This is a genomic window from Maricaulis sp., assembly GCF_048270265.1.
GTDB lineage: Bacteria > Pseudomonadota > Alphaproteobacteria > Caulobacterales > Maricaulaceae > Maricaulis.
The window spans coordinates 22,327-39,217 of record NZ_JBLWTD010000023.1; the positions used below are offsets into that span (position 1 = coordinate 22,327).

Annotated in this window: 15 protein-coding genes, 1 tRNA gene and 1 riboswitch; of the genes, 5 read left to right on the forward strand and 11 right to left on the reverse strand. The window is 65.9% G+C overall.

Features of this window, described 5'->3' with window-relative positions:
* The first annotated feature begins 40 nt into the window (after window positions 1-40).
* Both ACN0YF_RS11880 and ACN0YF_RS11885 read left to right on the forward strand, forming a co-directional pair.
* Window positions 41-115, forward strand: a tRNA-Val gene (locus tag ACN0YF_RS11880).
* Window positions 116-264: 149 nt separating this feature from the next.
* Window positions 265-1,347, forward strand: a complete 1,083-nt coding sequence (locus ACN0YF_RS11885; RefSeq protein ID WP_417494547.1) for an Mrp/NBP35 family ATP-binding protein — start codon at window positions 265-267, stop codon at window positions 1,345-1,347.
* On the opposite strand, the gene ACN0YF_RS11890 is transcribed toward ACN0YF_RS11885, so the two are convergent.
* The 5 genes from ACN0YF_RS11890 to ACN0YF_RS11910 form a co-directional block, all read right to left on the reverse strand.
* Complete coding sequence (locus ACN0YF_RS11890; RefSeq protein WP_417494548.1) at window positions 1,344-2,102, reverse strand: ABC transporter ATP-binding protein; 759 nt, start codon at window positions 2,100-2,102, stop codon at window positions 1,344-1,346. The two genes, ACN0YF_RS11885 and ACN0YF_RS11890, sit on opposite strands and share 4 nt — an antisense overlap.
* A complete protein-coding gene (locus ACN0YF_RS11895) occupies window positions 2,102-3,091 on the reverse strand; it encodes a FecCD family ABC transporter permease (protein ID WP_417494550.1) in 990 nt (329 codons plus the stop codon). Before ACN0YF_RS11895 ends, ACN0YF_RS11890 begins: the two co-directional genes overlap by 1 nt.
* Entirely contained in the window at window positions 3,088-3,849 is a 762-nt protein-coding gene (locus tag ACN0YF_RS11900) for an ABC transporter substrate-binding protein (RefSeq protein ID WP_417494551.1), read from the reverse strand. The genes ACN0YF_RS11895 and ACN0YF_RS11900 overlap by 4 nt, the downstream gene beginning before the upstream one ends.
* Before the next feature lie 49 nt (window positions 3,850-3,898).
* Window positions 3,899-5,710, reverse strand: a complete 1,812-nt coding sequence (locus tag ACN0YF_RS11905) for a TonB-dependent receptor plug domain-containing protein (protein WP_417494552.1) — start codon at window positions 5,708-5,710, stop codon at window positions 3,899-3,901.
* 202 nt (window positions 5,711-5,912) lie between these two features.
* Window positions 5,913-6,108, reverse strand: a riboswitch (cobalamin riboswitch).
* Window positions 6,109-6,139: 31 nt separating this feature from the next.
* Complete coding sequence (locus ACN0YF_RS11910; RefSeq protein ID WP_417481940.1) at window positions 6,140-7,039, reverse strand: WecB/TagA/CpsF family glycosyltransferase; 900 nt, start codon at window positions 7,037-7,039, stop codon at window positions 6,140-6,142.
* A 142-nt stretch (window positions 7,040-7,181) separates the two neighbouring features.
* Between ACN0YF_RS11910 and ACN0YF_RS11915 the strand changes: the two genes are divergently transcribed.
* Window positions 7,182-7,421 (forward strand): hypothetical protein, encoded by a 240-nt coding sequence (locus tag ACN0YF_RS11915; protein ID WP_417494553.1) that lies wholly within the window; start codon window positions 7,182-7,184, stop codon window positions 7,419-7,421.
* Here the strand turns inward: ACN0YF_RS11915 and mnmD are convergent.
* From mnmD to ACN0YF_RS11940, 5 genes are all read right to left on the reverse strand, one after another.
* Window positions 7,418-9,268, reverse strand: a complete 1,851-nt coding sequence (gene mnmD, locus ACN0YF_RS11920; RefSeq protein ID WP_417494554.1) for a tRNA (5-methylaminomethyl-2-thiouridine)(34)-methyltransferase MnmD — start codon at window positions 9,266-9,268, stop codon at window positions 7,418-7,420. The two genes, ACN0YF_RS11915 and mnmD, sit on opposite strands and share 4 nt — an antisense overlap.
* Window positions 9,265-9,834, reverse strand: coding sequence for an RBBP9/YdeN family alpha/beta hydrolase (locus ACN0YF_RS11925; RefSeq protein WP_417481937.1), 570 nt, complete (start codon window positions 9,832-9,834; stop codon window positions 9,265-9,267). The genes mnmD and ACN0YF_RS11925 overlap by 4 nt, the downstream gene beginning before the upstream one ends.
* Window positions 9,835-10,082: 248 nt before the next feature.
* Window positions 10,083-11,873 (reverse strand): oleate hydratase, encoded by a 1,791-nt coding sequence (locus ACN0YF_RS11930; protein ID WP_417494555.1) that lies wholly within the window; start codon window positions 11,871-11,873, stop codon window positions 10,083-10,085.
* Window positions 11,874-11,920: 47 nt separating this feature from the next.
* Window positions 11,921-12,784 carry a 3-hydroxyacyl-CoA dehydrogenase gene (locus tag ACN0YF_RS11935; protein ID WP_417494556.1) on the reverse strand — a complete coding sequence of 288 codons (864 nt, stop codon included), beginning with the start codon at window positions 12,782-12,784 and terminating at the stop codon, window positions 11,921-11,923.
* Window positions 12,785-12,856: 72 nt separating this feature from the next.
* Window positions 12,857-12,991, reverse strand: coding sequence for a hypothetical protein (locus ACN0YF_RS11940; protein WP_417481931.1), 135 nt, complete (start codon window positions 12,989-12,991; stop codon window positions 12,857-12,859).
* A gap of 236 nt (window positions 12,992-13,227) precedes the next feature.
* Between ACN0YF_RS11940 and ACN0YF_RS11945 the strand changes: the two genes are divergently transcribed.
* Window positions 13,228-14,427, forward strand: a complete 1,200-nt coding sequence (locus tag ACN0YF_RS11945; RefSeq protein ID WP_417494558.1) for a YHYH protein — start codon at window positions 13,228-13,230, stop codon at window positions 14,425-14,427.
* 138 nt (window positions 14,428-14,565) lie between these two features.
* On the opposite strand, the gene motA is transcribed toward ACN0YF_RS11945, so the two are convergent.
* Window positions 14,566-15,438 carry a flagellar motor stator protein MotA gene (gene motA, locus ACN0YF_RS11950; protein ID WP_417481929.1) on the reverse strand — a complete coding sequence of 291 codons (873 nt, stop codon included), beginning with the start codon at window positions 15,436-15,438 and terminating at the stop codon, window positions 14,566-14,568.
* Between the two features lie 158 nt (window positions 15,439-15,596).
* Between motA and ACN0YF_RS11955 the strand changes: the two genes are divergently transcribed.
* Entirely contained in the window at window positions 15,597-16,871 is a 1,275-nt protein-coding gene (locus ACN0YF_RS11955) for an MFS transporter (protein ID WP_417481928.1), read from the forward strand.
* Window positions 16,872-16,891: the final 20 nt, after the last annotated feature.

Below are 16,891 nucleotides of genomic sequence, written 5' to 3' on the forward strand. Positions count from 1 at the left end.
CCAGTCGGCGGACGCTAGATACTCGGCTCCTTGCACGGATGGGCGATTAGCTCAGCGGGAGAGCACTTCGTTGACATCGAAGGGGTCACTGGTTCAATCCCAGTATCGCCCACCATCCACTTCCCCCACGGGCGCCGGTCTCGATCCGGCCTCCTGACCCCCGGGAAGCTGCACACCACCCCTCATCAAGCGGCCAACATCAGCGATCAGGCTTTCAGCCCGGGTCACAAAGGCCTATCTCTGCGGCAAATCGTGGAGGACCAGATGGACAAACGCCTGCGCAAAGCCCTGACCAGCGTCACTGAACGCCAGTCCGGCCGCAATATCATCGATGCCGGCCGGGTCGACTCAGCCAGTCTCGCCGGGGATACCGCGACCATCGTCCTCACTCCGCCCGTCGCGGGCAATGCCGATTTCGAGACCCTGCGTCCGATGATCGAGGCCGCTGTGACCGGTGTCAGGGGCATCAACCGCGCCCGCGTCGTGATGACCGCCCATCGCGACCAGCCCGCCAAACACGCCCACGCCCATCCACCCAAGCCCGCCGCCAAGGCGGTGAAGAAGCCCGCCCGGCGCATCATCGCCGTTGCCTCCGGCAAGGGCGGGGTCGGCAAGTCCACCGTCGCAGCCAATCTCGCGGTCGCCCTCGCGCGTGACGGGATGAAGGTCGGCCTGCTCGATGCCGACATTTACGGCCCGTCCGCCCCGCGCCTGTTCGGCATTACCGACGCGCCGGGCCTGCGCAAGAATGATGCGGGCGTGCAGCCCATCATTGCCCATGGCGTCAAACTGGTCTCGATCGGCTTCGTGATCAAACCGGGCGCTCCGGTGGTCTGGCGCGGACCGATGGTGCAGGGTGCGATCCGCCAGTTCATGACCGATACCGACTGGGGCGATCTTGACGTGCTGATCCTCGACATGCCGCCGGGCACCGGCGATGCCCAGCTCGCCATCGCCCAGGACCTGCCCGTCGATGGCGCCGTGATCGTCTCGACGCCGCAGGACCTCGCGCTGGATGACGCCCGCAAGGCGATCGGCATGTTCGAACAGACCCACATCCCCATTCTCGGCATTGTCGAGAACATGAGCAGTTTCATCTGCCCGCATTGCGGCGAGCACAGCGACATCTTCGGCCATGGTGGTGCCAAGGCCGAGGCCGAACGGCTCGGCGTTGCCTTCCTCGGCGAGATCCCGCTGCACCCGCAGCTGCGCACATCCTCCGATGAAGGCCAGCCCGCTGCGCTTGACGACACCCCCGTCGGACGTGCCTTCCTCAAGGCGGCCAAAGCCGCGCTGGAAGCAGCCGATCAGGCCTCCAAGCCCGCACCGAAGATCATCTTCGACTAGTCACTGAGCCGCAGCGGCGTCGGGACGATCCCGCCCGGCGCCACCACGCCGAACACCTCGGCAATGCGCGCCTGGGACAGGCTCTCGGCCGGTGGTGCGTCGGCGATGATACGGCCAGCCTGCATCAATATGGCCCGGTCGGCATAGCGCGCGACCAGATCGAGCGCGTGCGCCGCGACGATGACCAGCGCCCCGCGCCCGGCCTCGGCGCGCAGGATTTCCATCACGGCAAGCTGATGCCGCGGATCAAGCGCGGCGGTCGGCTCGTCCAGCAGGATCAGATCGGCCCGGGTCGCGAGCGCCCGGGCGAGCAGGACGCGGGCACGCTCACCGGACGACAACTGGTCGAAGGGGCGATCAGCGAGTCCGGCGATCCCGGCGCGGCCCAGCGCGCTGTCAATGGCGGCCTCATCCTCGGCGCTCAGCCGCCGCAGGGGTTTGAGGTGCGGCACCCGCCCCAGCGCCACGATCCGCCGCACCGGCATCGGCCAGGCCGAGGCCCCGTCGGGCGGGAGATAGGCGATACGCCGCGCGCGTTGCAAGGCCGGCATATCGTGGATCGAGGCGCCGTCGAGCATGACCTCACCCCTATCCGCGTCGAGCAGGCTGGCACATAGGCGCAGCAGGCTCGACTTGCCCGCACCGTTCGGCCCGACCAGGGCGACCAGTTCGCCGCCACCGGCCTCGAGCCCGATCTGCGCCAGGGCCGGGCGGCCCTGATAGCCAAAATCCACCGCTGACAATTCAAGCCGCATCAGAGCGCCCTCCCCGGCAGGGACCGCACCAGCCACAGGAAGAAGGGCGCCCCGATCAGCGCCGTCAGCACACCGAGATAGAGCGGCATGCCCGGGCCCGACAGCAATCGCGTCGCCAGATCCGCCAGCTCGATCAACATCCCGCCGCCCAGCACCGAGGGCAGGATCAGCGCGCCGGGCCGGTGGCCGACCAGCGGCCGCAACAGGTGCGGCACCACCAGTCCGACAAAGCCGATCGCCCCGGCCACCGCGACCCCGCCGCCCACGGCCAGCGCCGTGCCGCCGATCACCACCAGGCGCAGGCGCGCCATGTCGATGCCGAGACTGCGCGCACTCTCCTCGCCGAGGCTGAGCGCATCCAGCGCCCGCGGCGTCAGCGCGAGCAGACCCAGTCCGGCCAGCACGATCGGCGTTGCAAAGCGCACTTCCGTCCAGCTGGCATCCTGCAGCGAGCCCATCAGCCAATAGGCGATTTCCGCCAGGGCCCAGGGATTGGGGGCGAGATTCATCAACAGGGCCGTCAGCGCCGTCGCGATCGAGCCGATGGCGACACCGGCGAGAATGAGCGTGGTCGCGCTGGCGCGCGGCCCGGCGAGCAGGAGCAGGCTGGCCACACCAAGCCCGGCCGCCATGACCGCCGCGAAGGGCACGGCCAGAACCCCCAGCGCCGCCGCGCCGAAATACATCGCTGTCACTGCGCCCAGCCCGGCGCTGGCGGAAACCCCGATCACGCCGGGATCGGCCAGCGGATTGCGGAAAAAGCCCTGCAGCACCGCACCCGCCCCGCCCAGACCGGCGCCGACCACCAGACCGAGCAGGGCCCGGGGCAGGCGCAATTCGCGCATCAGCAAAGCGGGAAGATCGTCAGCACCGGCCAGGGCTCCCGCCAGGCTTGCCAGGCCGAGCCGGGCATCGCCGAGGAAGAGCGAGGCGGCGAGGCTGAGCAACAGGCCGCCGGCGAGCAGGAGATTGAGGTGCAGCGGTCTCATGAGCGAGCCGCCCAGTCGTCAATCGCATCGGCAATCGCTTCCGCCGCATCGATCAGACGCGGTCCGGCGCAAGGCCAGTCGGCGCTGGGAATATCGACCCGGCCGGCCTGGTCGAGCAGGCGCCGGTAGGCTGCATGGCGGGTAGCGCGGTTGAGCGTGCCGGCGAAACCGTCGGTGAAATAGCTGGTGACGATGATGTCGGCCTCCAGGGTCAGGGCCAGTTCCGGATCGGACCGGCCCCAGCCAACAACCCCGCTCTGCGCGGCATTGTTCAGCCCGCCGGCGGCGGTGATGGTGGCATCGACATAGGTGCCCGCACCGGCCGAACCGCCCGAGGCGCTGAGATAGACCACGCGCGGCACCACATCGCGCGCCGCCGCGCGTTGTGCCAGTGCCGCCAGCCGGCGATCAAGATCAGCGATTTCGGCCCTCGCCGCATCGACGCGCCCAAGCGCCGCCCCCAGCGCCAGAAGATTGGCGCGCACGCCGTCAAAGTCTTCGGTCCAGGCAAGCTCGAGCGTCGGGTAATCGCTGCGCTCCAGCATCGCCGCCGCGCGCCCGCCCTCGCCGGCACCGAACACGACAAGACCGGGATCGAACGCCAGCAGACGCTCGGCATCGGGCCAGGCCCGCGGCAAATCCCGGGCCCAGTCCGGCGCCGCCGAGACGGGCTGATCGACCTGCCAGGACAGGGCCGCAATGCCGGCCCGTGGCTGCAGGGCCAGCAGGTAGGAATCGGCGCACAGGGAAGCCGACACGGCCCCGCCCTCGGGCGGGACCGTTTGCTGTGCCGGCGCCGCTGCGGCGCTAGCCATGGCGAAGACGCAGGCCGAGATAAACACCGCGGCCCGGCGTGTGATAGCCAAAGACATCCTGATAGTCCTCATCAAGCAGGTTTTCCCCGCGCAGATAGAGCTCGACACCCTCACGGGCCTGCCAGCGCAACTGACTGCCAAGCAGGGTATAGGCATCGAGCGTCACGCTCTGGAAGGTCCCGAATTCGGTATCGAGCTGCTCGCCGGTATGATCGACGGTCATCGAGGCTGACCAGCTGCCTTCCGGGTGCCAGTCGAGCGTCAGCGAGGCGAGCCGTTCCGGCCGGCGGATTTCCGCCGCCCCGTCCTGGTCGCTTTCCATGAAGGTGGCCGAGCCGAACAGGGCGATGGCATCGCTCACATCCCAGCCCGCTTCCAGTTCCAGCCCGGACCGGTCTGACCGGCTGGTGGCGTTCCTCGCGGTCGCCGGGAAGACGCCGAAATCGGTATAGATCTCATCCGTCAGTTCCGACTGGAACCAGACCGCCGAAACATGGCCACGGCCATCGCCGACCCCCTGTTCCCAGCCCAGCTCCCAGCCGCGCGAACGCTCCGGCTTCAGGGCCGGATTGCCGATGAAATAGGCCGGGTAATAGCCAAACAATTCGAACACACCGGGATTCTTGACCCCCTCGCCGCCGCTCAGACGAAGCCGGCCGCCGAGACTGTCAAAGGCCCAGGCGATCCCGGCCCGCCAGGTCAGGGCGTCGTCGAAACGCTCATTGCTCTCATGCCGCACCGAGGCGGTCAGATCGAGCGGACCGTGGCCGAAGCCGTAATCGAGGGCGAAGGCGGTGCTGCCCAGGTCGTGGCTCTGATTGGCGAGCGAGCCGGGGCCGGCATCATTGCGGGTGCGGTCCTGCTCGTATTCGACCAGACCGGTCAGGCGATGTTCGGTCTCGCCTGTCATCCATTGTCCGGTCAGCTGGTAGTGTGCCTGGGTGCGCTGGCCTTCGGACAGGGCGGTACGCGAAACATCATCAAAGCTGCGCGAAACATCATCTGTGTATTGCGTCGCCATCTCATGGGTCACGGCGACGCCGCCGAGCTGCTGCTCGATCGTCAGAGCCGCCCGGGCGAGGACCTGGTCGCCGCTGCGGCGGTCATTCGTGTCGTCGAGCAGCCCGTCATAATCGGTATCGGCATCGGAGCGGGTCTCATAGCCCACCCAGCGCAGGGCGGTCTCGATCCGCACCCCGGTGCCCAGCTCATGACCGGCCAGAAAATTGGCGGTGTGATTGCTATAGCCATCGCGCTCGCCGCCCAGGCCGGAGACATCGACCCCGTCAGTCTCGTAGGCGCCGATCCCCGCCGCGAGATAGCCATGCTCCAGCCCCTTGCCGAAGCGGGCGCTGAAGCGGCTTGTGCCGAAGGAACCAGCCTCGGCCCGCAGCGACAATTCACGCCCCTGTTCCGGCACGGCTGTGCGCAGGGAAATCACGCCGCCGATCGCATCCGCGCCCCACAGCGCCGACTGCTCACCGCGCGCGACCTCGATCGAGGCGAGATCGTCAAAGGTATAGTGGGCGAAATCGGCCTCGCCGGTGAAGGGGCTGGCCGCCTCGATACCGTCGATCAGCACAAGGACATGATTGGCTTCCGAGCCGCGGGCGCGGATCTGGGTCAGGGCACCGGCCGTGCCCGAACGCGATACGGACAGACCGGGAATGGTGCGCAGGATGTCAGCGATGAAGACGCCGCCGCGCGCTTCGATCATGGCGGGATCGAGCGCGGAAATGCTGGCCGTCGCATCGCCGGCGGCGAGCGGAATGCGGGCGGCGGTGACATAGATGGTCTCAGCCATTTGCCTCTCCTGCGCCATCGCGGCGGAGGAAGCCGCCAGCAGCGCAGTGGCAGAGAATAAACGGGTGAGGAACGGGTGGGGATTACTTCCAGGCATGCACGTCTCCAGAACTTTGGAGCCGGCGCATCACGACGCCGGCACGATTGGCAGGAGTCGTCAGAAAACGGATAGACCGCGTCAGTCTCGCGTAACACCGCGCGAGCGGACAGACGACGGTGATGGCAGGTCTTCCGGCTTGCGGGTCGTCACGAACGATGCGCCTTCCCGGATTTCACCCCAGTGGCTGATTGCATCGCCGCTCGCCGCCTACGGCTGCGGGTACAGCGCCGGACTGGGTGTTTCCACCGTACCGGCTTCCCGATTAATCCCTTGCGGGAACCATCACGGCCGCGAAGCTAGACGCGGTCGCAGCGGAACACAATCGGGGAGTCAGCCCTCATCGGCCTTCGGCGCCTGGAGCAGGCCCTCCAGCGCACGGATGCGCTGATGCAGGTCCCGCTCGCGCACCTTTTGCGGGGCGGACAGGGTTTTTTCGAGCGCCCGCAGTTCGCGCTGGGTCTTGCGCCAGCGCTGCCACAGGAACAGGACCTTGGGCCCGTCGACCAGATAGCGGCGCCACATACGGCGCGGCTCGGAAGCGAGGCGGTGCAGCCATTCCAGCCGCGAACGCTGCATCCAGACCGGTGCGCGATCGACCTTGCCGCCGAGAAAATCCAGCGAAGCGCCGACGCACAGGCCCAGACCGGTGCAGTCGCCGCGATCAAGACAGGCCTCGGCGACCATTTCCTGCTGCGGCGAGCCGACACACATGAAGATGAAACGGGCCGGGTTCTCCGCAACGAAGCGGGCGCAGTCTTCCAGCGCCTCGCGATTGTGGCGCAGGCCCATGGGCGGCTCATGCCAGCGCACATCGGTCAGGCCATAGCGTGCGGTCACGGCATCGACGACATCCTTTGATGCGCCGATAATGGTGACGGTTTCAGCCGGATCAATCACCTGGTCGAACAGGCGCGCCGTCAGATCGGAGCCCGGGGTGACATCAATGGTCTCTCCGGAAAAACGGCCGATCAGCTCGAGCACACGGCTGTCGCACACCGTCAGCCAGGCCTGCGCATACAGCGTCGCCAGAACGGTATCCGTCTCGAGCCGGACCAGATGATCGACATTCGGGGTCACGACAAAAGCGAAAGGCTTTTGCGCGTCACGCTCCGATATCCGTTCCAGCGCCACGTCCAGGCCAATCCGGTCAAAGGCGGAATTGAGGAACCAGACATGTCGCGAGCCGGAACGCCGGTCCTGGAATTGCGTGCTGTCGGCCAGTTGATTCATCGGTTTTCGTCCCGTTTCGCGTCACAAGCGAAGTCTCTGGGAGAATTTCTGCAAATCCCGGGCCGAAAAAAGAGGCGGGGCCTGCATCCGAATGGCCATCCGGCGGCATCCCTATCCTGTGGACAGTTGTGGGACGCTCAAAATGACCATCAAGCCAATCCTGATCGGTATTGTACTGGCCGCGCTGGCCAGCGCGCCGATCGCTGTGCCCATGGCTGCCGGTGTGCCGGTGGCCCTCGCCATGGGTCCGGTCGCCGTGACCTATGACCGGGAAAATGCGCTCGAGCTCGATCTCGACATCGCCTGCCTCAGCCGCGAATGTCCGATGATTGAGCTGCGCTATGGCGCCGCCGGCCGGGAGACGCTGCGGATCGGTATCTAGTGGCTGCGCTTGAGCCGGCGCCAGGCAAAGCGTGTCGATTGCAGACATTCCCGCCCGGCCCGCTCCAGCGCGCCCGGCTCACCCCCCAGATCGCTGGCCATCGCCTCGGCCAGGAGCGGCGCGTGGGCAAAGCCGCGCGAGCCGAACCCGGACAGGATGAATTGCCGGCACGGCCCCGGTGGTCCCGGCTTGATACGCGGCAGGCGGCCGGTTGAATATTGCAGCCAGCGCTGCGTGAATTCCGCCCCCGGCAGAGGCCCGGTGACAGGCAACTGGTCTGCCGTCACGGCCCGGATGCCCGACCAGGTCTGCAAGACTTCATCACCCAGCTGCGCCGCAAGATCGGGCTGGAACGCCGTGAGTTCCTCGCGAAGTGCCGGTATGGCGCTGCCCGCCGGACCGGGATCGGTGCCGCGGACATGGGTCGTGCCGAGCATCACGCCGCCGCCCGGTGCCGCGCAGGCATAGCCCCCCCAGACCACCGGCCGCACCGGCGGCACGCCCTCGATCACGGCCAGCTGTCCGGCATTCGCATCCAGCGCATCGAATACGGCGCTGGCACCCCAGCCATTGGCGTGGATGACAAGATCAGCGGCGACGATCTCGCGGCCATCGGCATCGAACAGACAAACCCCGCTCTCGCGCTCCTCGACCCGGGCGATCTGCGCGATGACCAACGGCGTATCCGCGAGCAATTGCCCCACCAGGCGGCGCGGCTCGATGCGTGCCGCGCGGGGCTGCCACAAGCCCTCGCCATCCCAGACATGGTCCGCATCCATCCGGCTGGCGATCAATTGCAGACGCTCGCGATCCGCATCATCGCGCGGCAGGCGCAGCACGCCATCGGGATGAAACCCCTCCAGCCCCTGATAGGTGCGGCGGGCAAATTCATAGGCGGCGAGCGTGGCGCGGACATGTGGCCGGCCGGTGCGTTCCAGACGCGGGGTCAGAAGCCCCACCGGCGCGCCCGAGGCACCGCCGGACGGGCCGATGGCATCGATCACCACCACCTCGCGGCCACGGCGGCGAAAGGCCAGCGCCAGGCTCGCCCCGGCAATGCCGGCACCAATGATCGCGACCCGGCCAGAACAGGGCCGCGTCCGCTCGACCGGTGATATTTCGGGCGGGGTGACCGCGCCGGCGTAGATGGCTTCAAGCCGCTCGCGCTTGCGCCCGAAACCGGGCCGCTTCTCGACCGAAAACCCCGCCTGTTGCAGCCCGCGCCGCACGGCACCGGCGACCGTGAAGGTCGCGACGCGGGTGCCCCGGCGCGACAGTTTCCCGATCCCGTCGAGCACCGCCTGCGACCACATCGCTCCGTTGCGATCGGGCGCAAAGCCGTCGAGGAACCAGGCATCGACTTCGCCCTCGATCTGCCCCAGCGCCAGCTCCGCCTCGTCCTGGAACAGGGTGATGGTGAAGCGGTCGTCCGGGAAGATCAGCCGGTGGGCGCCCTTCAGGGCCGGGGGCCATTGCGCCAGCAATTGCGCGCTCAGCCCGGCCAGCGAAGGCCAGGCGGCAAAGGCGCGTTCGGCATCCTCGCGGCGCAAGGGATGTTTCTCAATGCTGACGAAGTGGAGCCAGCCTGTGGCCGGCCCCTCGCGGCGCCATAGATCCCACAAGGCCAGGGCATTGAGCCCGGTGCCGAAGCCCAGCTCGCCGACCACATATTGCGCCTTGCCCTGCCAGTCCTGCGGCAGGTCACAGCCCTTGAGGAAAACCGCCCGGCTCTCTTCCAGCCCGTCCTCGGCGGAGAAATAGATATCGCCATAATCCGGCGCGCGCGGACCGGAGGCCTGGGACCAGTCCAGCTGCGGCGGCTGGCAATACAGCCCGTCCTCGCTCATGCGGTTGGCGGTGTCAGGGTCGCGATGAATTTGGCGAAGGCCATCATGCCCTCCGGCCAGGGGCCATGACCGCTCGCGGCATTGAAATGCCCCATATCACCAGCGACCACAAAGCGGGCACCCCAGGCTTTGGCCCAGGCTTCGGCGCGCTCGACATCACAGGTCGGATCATTGGAGCTGGCCAGCAGCACGGCCGGGAAGCCGAGCGGTTCGCACGGCACCGGGTCGAACCCGTGATCGCCGTGCTCCTCCGCAATCTCCGGCCGCTCCCAATCGGGAACCCCGACCATGAAAGCGCCCGCCACCTTGTGTCTGTCGAGCAGGGGCGCGGCGTGAGCGAGGGTGAGAATGCCGACCGAATGGGCAATCAGCACCACGGGCTTCTTCGCTTCGGCCACGGCCGCGACCAGGGCATCAACCCAGGCCTCGCGCTGCGGCTTGTGCCAGTCGGCCTGTTCGACAAGGCGGGCCGTGGGCATGCGCCTCAGCCAGCGCCCCTGCCAGTCATCATCAGAGGCATTGCCCAGACCGGGCACGATAAGCAGATCGGTTTCGCTGATTTTCATAAGGGGTGTTCTAGCGCCCGGGAACTCGAATTGGCCAGCCCCCGATGCAAGGGCCCGCTGCGGACAGGCGACGGCAATCACCGCCTGTCACGCACGAGCCCCGGAGCACCGGTTGCGGCCGGGCGAGGGGTGGCCACTACACTAAACTACACTCCGCGCCGGCTGACCGCTGCTTGCACAGCAAGACGGCCCACCGGGCACTGAACGGATCGAGCCCCGCCCGCCTCGATCCGGCCAGCGATACGGCGTCAGTCTGACTTCGCGGATTTCACCGTTTCGGAAATCAGGTGGAATTCCTGCAGCAGATCGCCGACTTCGGTCGCATTGAGCTTCTTCAGCAGAAGATTGCGCAGGATGGCCGGCCCCGGGATGTCGAGGGGCTTGCCGTCCCGCAACGGCCCGGCCGCCGCGAGCAGGGCGCGGACATCATAGGTGGAGTTGAAGACTTCCGGCACACCGCGCTCGACCCCGAGCAGGGTGTAGACGGCCTCCATCGGCGTGCGCACGGAATATTCCGTGGTGAAGACGCAATCGCGCTGCTTCGATTCGGCGAACTGGCCGATGAAGGCGAAATTGACGGAGCCTTCCGGCACCACATCCGGGCGATCGCCAGCCTGGCGGGGCATGAAGAAGGCGGTGACATAGGGCATCATCACCGGCACCGTGTTCGCGCCGGTCGCGGCCAGTTCGGGGATATCCTCCACCGGCACACCGAGATGGTAGAGCCATTCCTGGGTGATCTCCTCGCCGGTGCATTCCTGCATCGGCTTCTTGATGAAGTCGCCGGGCGTTTCCACGAACAGCGAATAGAACCAGAGAACGAGCTGGTCCTTGGGCTGTTGTTTGAAATGCGGCTGACGATTGATCGTCCAGCTGCACAGCCAGCTGGAATCCTTGACGGTGACGATCCCGCCGCTCACGACATGGCCGCTGAAGGGATCGCGCTTGACGATCTTGGCGATGTATTCGGGGATGCGCTGATCGAGCGTGGTGATCGTGGCCGATTCCCACTTGGTTTGCGGGATATGCGAGCCGAACACGTCGGGCCGGCCGAAGGCGGGGTCCTTGGCCGCGATGCGCCGCCACAAATCCCAGGCCGGAGCCGGGCCCTCATTGAGCTTGGCCGGGGTATGGTGATCACCGCTATCGGAGTTTTCGGTGAGCGACCCGATGGTGATGAAGACCAGATCGTCCTCACCGAGATCAACCCCGCCGGCGGCGCCGTATTCGAGCCAGTGGATGCGCGATGCCTGTTTGCGGCCGGGCCTGTTGTAGAAATCGACATCGGTGACCTGGACGCCATAGCGGAAATTGACGCCGTGATCGGTGAGCCATTTGACCAGCGGCAGGATCAGCGATTCATACTGGTTATAGCGGGTGAATTTCAGCGTCGAGAAATCCGTCAGGCCATGGATGTGGTGAATGAAGCGGTGCACATAGAGCTTCATCTCCAGCGCCGAATGCCATTCCTCGAAGGCGAACATGGTGCGCCAGTAGAGCCAGAAATTGCTGGCGAAGAAGTCCTCGCTCATCACCTCGTTGATGCGCTTGTTTTCCATCTCCTCACGCGTCGCGAAGAAGAGCCGCAGCAGGTCTTTCTGCCCCTTCTCATTGAGGGTCAGCTGGGCCTTGTCGGGCACGTCCTGGCCCTGCATCTGGGTGCTGCGCTGGAGCGAGAAATTCGGGTCGTCCTTGTTGAGCCAGTAGAATTCGTCGAGCACGCTCGCCCCCTCAATCTCGAGGGAGGGGATGGAGCGGTAGAGATCCCACAGGCATTCGAAATTGGCTTCCATTTCGCGGCCGCCACGCATCACGAAACCCTTTTCCGGGTCCTCGATCCCGTCCATGGCGCCGCCGGGGATCTGCATTTCCTCGAGGATGGTGATCTTGTCGCCGGCCATGTGACCGTCGCGGATCAGGAAGGCGGCTCCTGCCAGCGAGGCCAGGCCCGAACCGACGAACCAGGCCGTCTTCTTCTCGACACCTTCCGGCTTGCGGGGGCGGGCGAAAGCTTCAAAATTTCCACTGGTATAACGCATCGTCATTGTCCTGTTTGGGGGGAAGTAGGGGGCTGCTGGCAGGCCGGTCAGTCCGCTTGCGGATAGGTGTAGAAGCCGGCACCGGAGGCGACGCCCAGCCGGCCCTTGTCGATGTAGTTTTCCTTCATCCAGGCAGCGATTTCCTGCGCATGGGCATCGCCGTGGGAGAGGATGTTGTAGGGCGTGTTGAGGCCGATGATGTCGTAGATCTGGAAGGGTCCCATCGGCGCCCCGGTCGCGATCCGCCAGACCTTGTCGACATCCTCGGGCTCGGCATAACCGCCCGCCGCAAGATCGGCCGCGGCATTCAGGAAGGGCACCAGGAGCGAGTTGAGGACATAGCCGGCCTTCTCCTTGTGGATCGGGATCGGCACCATGCCGATCTGGCTGGCGAAACCGGTCACGGTCTCGAAGACGGCCGGATCGGTATCGGGCGTGCCCATCACTTCGGCGGTGTTGAACTTCCAGACCCGGTTGGCGAAATGCAGCGCCAGGAAGCGGTCGGGACGGCCGGTGAAATCCTTGATATCGCTGGGCAGGAGCGTCGAGGAATTGGTCGCGAAAATCGTCCTGGCCGGAGCGAGCTTGCCCAGTTTCTGATAGGTGTCCTGCTTGATTTTCAGAACCTCGGGGACCGCTTCGATCACCAGATCGGCATCGGCGACGGCCTCGCCCAGATCGGCCGACAGGGCGATGCGGCCGATGGTTTCGGCGGTCTTGCCGGCCGTCGCGCCGTCAACCTCGGCCTGATAGGTGGTGGCCAGAACGGCGAAGCGTTTGCGCGCCTGGTCGAGGGCTTCCTCGCTGATGTCATAGGCCGTTACGGCAAAGCCGCTATAGGCGGTCTGGAAGGCGATCTGGCTACCGAGAACACCGGTGCCGAGGACAGTGACTTTCTTGATCTGGGTCATGGCCTTGTTTCCATTTACGTCATTAAATCAATTTGATGTCTCGCTTCTCCTGGGCCCGGAGGCCGCAATGGGTCACGCCGGCGGGCCACGCTCGAACAGCTCAGGGTTGGTCTCGCCGGCGGCTGCACGGCCAAAGCCTGCTGCCAGCACCGATGGCGGCGCCGCACTTGCGCAGGGCGCCAGCGCGGAGACTGAGAGCTTGATCATGATGAGCTTTCCTGATCGGAACGGAGACGGGCAAGACTGCGGGCCTCGACCCACTACCTAGTCCCGCAGCGGCGCGCGCGCACAGCGACGGATTGACGCCGTAGCGTCCAGGTTGTTGCCGGGGCAATCCGCACGCGGGCCCGTGTTTCCCAGTTGGCGGGCCGTGTGCGCCCCGTGCGACGGAATCCGCCGCTGTCTGCGTATGAGACCGTGAGCCCGCCCCTGAAGGAAACATCATGTCCCCAACGACGACACGTCTGGCCCTGCTGGCCCTGGCCAGCCCCTTCATCCTGCCCGCCGCCGCCAGCGCCCACATCCATCCCGATGAATTCGCGCCATCGGCCTTCATCGAAGCGCCCGAGACCGTCGACTGCACGCTTGAAGATGGCAGCGAGGCCCGATGTCACCGCATCACGGTGGGCTATTTGCCGCAGGGTCTGGAGATCGGCCCCTTCTGCCCGGCAACGCTCGATGATGTTGGCGGTATCTGGGACTGGGATGGGGAGAATGCCGGCCTCTACCGCGTCGACCGCACCTTTCTCGTCATGCTGGACGAGCTGGGCTATCGCTTCTTCGATGATGACGGCACGGTTCATGTCGTCGACATTGCCACGCAACAGCCGGCAGACGATCACGCCTGCATCAATGTCTCCGCCGATGAGAGCGTCGAGATCACCATGCTGCTGCCGGTCAATCCGGTGATGGCCGAAACCCCGGCGATGCTGGGCGTGGTGGGCAAGGTCGGCGTATCGCTCGATGGCGTGCCGATCTTCTCCGACGCGCCCTCCGTGCTGATGACCGGCCACATGCCCGCGCTCGACACCTGCGGCGGCCATATCGATCCGGGCGGCTGGTATCACCGGCACGCGACCTCGACCGATATCGACACGGTCTTCGAGGGTGCCGGCGTTGCCGCGCATTGCGCGCTGGAACAGGATAGTTCGGCGCAATTCGGCTATGCCTTTGACGGTTTCCCGATGTTCGGCAGCACGGAGGCTGACGGCTATCCCGCCATCGATCTCGATGACTGCAACGGCCATGTCGGCATGACCGTTCTGGGCGAGGCCTATCATTATCACGCCTCGGAAGACTTCCCGAACCTGCCGGCCTGCCTGGTCGGGGTGCAGGCACAGAACAATTTCTCGACGACGGCAACGGCGGGCATTGGTGCGACGCGCGCCGGCCAGGACGGGCGCAATGAACCACCCCGCCCGATGAATGGTGGGCCCATGAATGGTGGGCCACGCGGCGGCCCCGGCGGCCCGCCTCCCGGTTTTGAGCAGGCGGCGGAATCGCTGGGCATTACCCCTCAAGCACTCATGGAGGCCCTGGGCGATCCCCGTGGCGGACGCCCCGATCTGGCCGCCGCCGCAGCCCGTCTCGGCATCACCGAAGGTGAATTGCGCGCCGCCTTGCCTCCACCGCCCGGGCGGTAATCCAGGCGCGGCGCATAGCGGGCTGACAGCCCAAACATCGCGCGGCCCAGCGCGGCGGAGCTGATGAGCCCGTCCCGGACGCAAAAGCGCGCGGCCCCGGAGAGCCGCGCGCCTGCATTTGATACAGGTGGAGAGTCCCTAGCCGACTTCGGCCGGGATCTCGTCGAGGGTTTTTTCCATTTCCAGGAAGGAAGGCTGCATCTTGGTCGGCACGCCACCGCGGCCGATCTCGACGGAGATCTGGGCGGCATTGCCGTGCAGGTGAGCGACGAGAACGCTCTGGATGATTTTGTAGAACTGGGCTTCTTCATCATAGATCGCCGTCATGTAGGCGGCGAACGGGCCGACAAATCCGTAGGCGATAAACACGCCAAGGAAGGTGCCGACCAGGGCGCCGCCGATATAGCCACCCAGCACGGCGGGCGGGCTCTCGATCGCGCCCATGGTCTTGATGACGCCGAGCACGGCGGCCACGATGCCCAGTGCGGGAAGCCCATCGGCCATGGTCTGCATGGCATGGGCCGGATCGGCAGCCTCGTGATGATGTTTCTCGAGCTGGTTTTCCATATGGTCTTCAACCTGGTGCGGGTCTTCCAGGTTCATCGTCATCATGCGGAGCGTGTCGCAGATGAACTCGACCGCGAAATGGTCCTTCATGATCCGCGGGTAGCGCGTGAAGATCGCGCTCTCCTTCGGGTTCTCGATGTGAGCCTCGAGCGCGATCACACCCTTGGTCTTCATCATCTTGGTCAGAAGGAAGAGAAGGGAGAGCAGGTCCGTATAGTCCGACGCCTTCCACTTGGAACCCGTGAAGACCTTGGCCAGATCGCCCACGGTCTTCATCACGGTCTTCGGCTTGTTGCCGATCAGGAAAGCCCCGGCAGCCGCGCCGCCGATCATCATCATCTCGTATGGCAACGAGTGCAGGATGACGTCGAAATGCCCGCCGGAGAGCGTGAACCCCCCGAAGACCATCACGAACACGACTATGATGCCGATAATCTGAAACATAAACCCGTCCACCTGTTCCATGTCCGGACATTGATGCCGTCCGATTTGATGGCACTATGACGCGTTAAGCTTAATGTCCGGTTGAATAAGGGTTATCGGGAGGTTTACAGGACAGATTGCTTGCCAATCCGGGCAAAGCTGCTGAAGCTCGGTGCCCGATGATCCCGCTCTACGACCCTTCCAACCCGTCCGGCCCGAAACAGCGCACAGCCGCGTTTCGCCTGCTTTTCCTCTGCCTGATGGCCACCGGGATCGGCAATAACATGCTGTTCGCCATCCTGCCGCCGCTGGCGCGGCAATTGGCGGTACCGGAATACTGGGTCGGGGCGATCTACACGGTCTCGGCCACGCTGTTCATGACCATGACGCCGATCTGGGGCGCACTCTCGGATCGCCGTGGGCGCAAGCCGCTGATGATTTTCGGCCTCACCGCCTTTGCCGGCTCGACCCTGATGTTCGGCGGCGCGGCCTGGGCGGGCGAATCCGGCTGGGTGCCGCCGCTGGCCGCGATTTTCGCCATGGCACTGGCCCGCGCGCTGTTCGGCTCGCTCGGCTCGGCCACCAATCCGGCGGCCCAGGCCTATGTCGCCGACCGGACCAGCCCCGAGGAACGCACCGAAGCCCTGGCCGGCCTGACCGCCGCCTTCGGGCTCGGCGCCGTGATCGGCCCGACGCTGGCGGCGGCCTTCGTGGATATTGTCGGCGTGCCCCTGTTCATGGTGATGATCTCGGCCTCCGTCGCTGTCAGCGCGCTGGCGGTGTGGAAATTCCTGCCCGAACAGACGCCGCCACGCGTGCAACGGCGCCCGATCAACCCGCTGAAGCAATTCGGCTTCGCCGCCGATCCCCGCATCCTCCCCTTCATGCTGTATGGCGGTGTGATCTGGATCACCCAGTCCCTCAGCCTGGCAACCCTGTCCTTCTTCATCATGGATGCGCTGGGCCTCGACGAGAGCCAGGGGCTGCAAATGTCGGCGATCGCACTGGCGGCCGGTGCCGGCGCGCTGATCGTGGCACAGCTGATCGTGATCCCAGCCCTGAAGGCCAGCCCGCGTGTCCTGATGTCACTGGGCGGATTGATCACGGCGCTGGGCAGCGGCGTGATGCTGATTGCGCCCAATTATGCCGCCATCGTCTTCGCCTATCTGATGACGAGTTTCGCCTTCGGCCTGGCGCGCTCCGGCTTTGTCGGCGGCGCCTCGATCGCCGTCCTGCCGGAAGAACAGGGCCGCGTCGCCGGCCTGACCACGGCGACGGCCGGTCTCGGCTTCATCATCGGCCCGGTCGGTGGCCTGCTGATGTATAACCAGCTCGGCCATCTCAGCCCCTATATCGCGGCAGGACTGCTCAGCATGGCCGCCTTGGCCCTCGCCTGGTGGCATCCGGGTATTGCGCGGGTGACAAGCGTCGTGACCGTGAAGACGGAACCCTAGCCACAGCTGCACCGGCCTGC

Coding starts and splice junctions, on each gene's coding strand:
- ACN0YF_RS11885 (WP_417494547.1), top strand. CDS start 265: ATGGACAAACGCCTGCGCAAAGCCCTGACCAGCGTCACTGAACGCCAG.
- ACN0YF_RS11890 (WP_417494548.1), bottom strand. CDS start 2,102: ATGCGGCTTGAATTGTCAGCGGTGGATTTTGGCTATCAGGGCCGCCCG.
- ACN0YF_RS11895 (WP_417494550.1), bottom strand. CDS start 3,091: ATGAGACCGCTGCACCTCAATCTCCTGCTCGCCGGCGGCCTGTTGCTC.
- ACN0YF_RS11905 (WP_417494552.1), bottom strand. CDS start 5,710: ATGGCTGAGACCATCTATGTCACCGCCGCCCGCATTCCGCTCGCCGCC.
- ACN0YF_RS11910 (WP_417481940.1), bottom strand. CDS start 7,039: ATGAATCAACTGGCCGACAGCACGCAATTCCAGGACCGGCGTTCCGGC.
- ACN0YF_RS11915 (WP_417494553.1), top strand. CDS start 7,182: ATGACCATCAAGCCAATCCTGATCGGTATTGTACTGGCCGCGCTGGCC.
- mnmD (WP_417494554.1), bottom strand. CDS start 9,268: ATGAGCGAGGACGGGCTGTATTGCCAGCCGCCGCAGCTGGACTGGTCC.
- ACN0YF_RS11925 (WP_417481937.1), bottom strand. CDS start 9,834: ATGAAAATCAGCGAAACCGATCTGCTTATCGTGCCCGGTCTGGGCAAT.
- ACN0YF_RS11930 (WP_417494555.1), bottom strand. CDS start 11,873: ATGCGTTATACCAGTGGAAATTTTGAAGCTTTCGCCCGCCCCCGCAAG.
- ACN0YF_RS11935 (WP_417494556.1), bottom strand. CDS start 12,784: ATGACCCAGATCAAGAAAGTCACTGTCCTCGGCACCGGTGTTCTCGGT.
- ACN0YF_RS11940 (WP_417481931.1), bottom strand. CDS start 12,991: ATGATCAAGCTCTCAGTCTCCGCGCTGGCGCCCTGCGCAAGTGCGGCG.
- ACN0YF_RS11945 (WP_417494558.1), top strand. CDS start 13,228: ATGTCCCCAACGACGACACGTCTGGCCCTGCTGGCCCTGGCCAGCCCC.
- motA (WP_417481929.1), bottom strand. CDS start 15,438: ATGTTTCAGATTATCGGCATCATAGTCGTGTTCGTGATGGTCTTCGGG.
- ACN0YF_RS11955 (WP_417481928.1), top strand. CDS start 15,597: ATGATCCCGCTCTACGACCCTTCCAACCCGTCCGGCCCGAAACAGCGC.